General features: G+C 72.3%; 1 protein-coding gene and 1 pseudogene. Both read left to right on the top strand.

What is annotated here, in order from left to right; genetic code table 11:
- Nucleotides 1-789, top strand: a 789-nt coding sequence (locus tag RF647_RS19015) for a GAF and ANTAR domain-containing protein (protein ID WP_368813097.1), incomplete at its 5' end; no start/stop codon positions are given.
- 9 nt (nucleotides 790-798) lie between these two features.
- Nucleotides 799-1012, top strand: a pseudogene (locus tag RF647_RS19010) (hypothetical protein); the annotation flags it as partial.

Below are 1012 nucleotides of genomic sequence, written 5' to 3'. Positions count from 1 at the left end.
TCGATGCCGCCGCGACAGCGTCTGGTGCCCAGTGGACTCGCCCGGCCCCGCTGGGCCCAGGAGGACCTCATGCACACCGAATCCCACACGACGGAGCTGACCACGGTCTTCGCCCGCCTTCAGAACATGTTCCTGTCCCAGGAGCACGCCACGGCCGCGGTGCACCGCCTGGCCCAGGTCGCCCGAGACCTCATCCCCTCCGCGGCCGGTGCCGGGGTCTCGCTGATCGACACCCACGGCACCCGGACCAGTGCCGGGGCCACCGATGATCTCGTGGAGGCCGCCGACGCGCTCCAGTACGACCTCGGCAACGGCCCCTGCCTGCACGCCTGGGCCACCGCGACCCTCCAGCGCGTCAACGACACCACCGACGACGACCGGTGGCCCCAGTGGTGCGCGGCCGCGGCCGCCTCGGGGATCCGCTCGATGCTCAGCGTCCCGCTGGTGTTCCAGGACCGGTGCCTGGGGGTGATGAAGATCTACGCCACCGTCGCCCACGCCTTCACCGGCCACGAGGAGCAGCAGCTGGGCCTGCTGGCCGCCGCGGCGGCCACCCTGCTGGGCGCAGCCCAGACTGCGGACGCCCCGCATCGGCTCAGTGCTGCGTTGCAGGCCGGGCTGGAGGATCGGCAGGCGATCGACCGGGCCACCGGGATGCTGATGGAACAACGGGCCACCGACCCCGACGACGCCCACGCCGTGCTGCTCACGGCCTCACTGGCCCAGGGCCGGCCCATGGCCGTGGTCGCCCGTCAGATCCTTCAGCGCCGCCCGGACCCGGAAGGGTGAGGGGCACCCGTGGATGACGACGGTGTCGGGGCGGAACAAGCCCGCCTGCTGCGCGAGGTCACCGGCCGGGCCGGCATCCAGGTGAAGCAGCTGTGGTTCCACTACTTCACCCTCGGCGGCGACGCCGGGCAGATCGAGGTCGAGGCCTACCTGCACGACTGCCTGGGCCTGCCCGGACTCCAGCGTGACCTGCTGGCCCACGCGGCCAACGAGCTCATCGACC

The sequence above is a fragment of the Kocuria sp. CPCC 205263 genome (assembly GCF_040981075.1).
In the GTDB taxonomy this organism is placed as follows: domain Bacteria; phylum Actinomycetota; class Actinomycetes; order Actinomycetales; family Micrococcaceae; genus Kocuria; species Kocuria rosea.
The sequence above is the reverse complement of the archived record's forward strand: the minus strand, read 5'-3'. Positions and strand labels throughout refer to the sequence as shown.